General features: G+C 70.4%; 2 protein-coding genes. One reads left to right on the top strand and one right to left on the bottom strand.

What is annotated here, in order from left to right:
* On the top strand, positions 1-168 hold a 168-nt coding region (locus B2P18_RS08820), incomplete at its 5' end, for a C40 family peptidase (protein WP_286958146.1).
* 329 nt (positions 169-497) lie between these two features.
* Here B2P18_RS08820 and B2P18_RS08815 read toward each other — a convergent pair.
* A partial coding sequence (locus tag B2P18_RS08815; RefSeq protein WP_286958144.1) for an inorganic diphosphatase occupies positions 498-780 on the bottom strand: 283 nt, incomplete at its 5' end.

Genomic DNA, 780 nt, shown 5'->3' with positions numbered 1-780 from the left:
CAGCCCGGCGACCTCGTGTTCTTCGGCAAGGACGCGGCCTCGATCCACCACGTGGGCATGTACATCGGCAACGGCAAGATGGTCAACGCTCCGCACACCGGGGCCCAGGTCCGGGTCGAGTCGATGTACTGGTCCGACCTGCTGCCCTACGGCGGGCGCGTGCGCTGACGCGCGGCACGAACTGAGCTCTGGGCTCGAGTTGGGTCGTCTGGACCCCGCCCTGCGACCCGTGGGCCGCACGAAGTGAGCTCCGAGCTCAGGTTGGGTCGCCTGGACCTGGTTCTGGGGCGCGTGGACGGCACGAAGTGAGCTGCGGGCTCGAGTTGGGTCGTCTGGACCTGGTTCTGGGGCGCGTGGGCGGCACGAAGTGAGCTGCGGGCTCGGGTCGGGTCGTGTGGGCCGACGGGTGCCCCCACGCACGAGAGCGGCGGCTCCTCCGGGTGGAGGGGCCGCCGCTCTCGGCATACGGGGTCCGACCGAGTGGGCCGGACGAGCCGTCAGTGCGACTGGTGCGGGGCGGGCCAGCGCAGGGTCGTGACGTTGTTGTCCTTGGCGCGCTGGATGGCCTCGACGACGATCTCCTCGGCGCGCTCGCGACCGGCCCAGAAGGCGCCCTCGACGGACTTGCCGGGCTCGAGGTCCTTGTAGGTCTCGAAGAAGTGCTGGATCTCCAGGCGGTCGAAGTCGGAGATGTGGTCGAGCTCGGTGATGTGCTCCTGGCGCGGGTCGCCGGCCGGGATGCACAGCAGCTTGTCGTCGCCGCCGGCCTCGTCGCGCATG

The sequence above is a fragment of the Arsenicicoccus sp. UBA2120 genome (assembly GCF_002330965.1).
GTDB lineage: Bacteria > Actinomycetota > Actinomycetes > Actinomycetales > Dermatophilaceae > Arsenicicoccus > Arsenicicoccus bolidensis.
The sequence above is the reverse complement of the archived record's forward strand: the minus strand, read 5'-3'. Positions and strand labels throughout refer to the sequence as shown.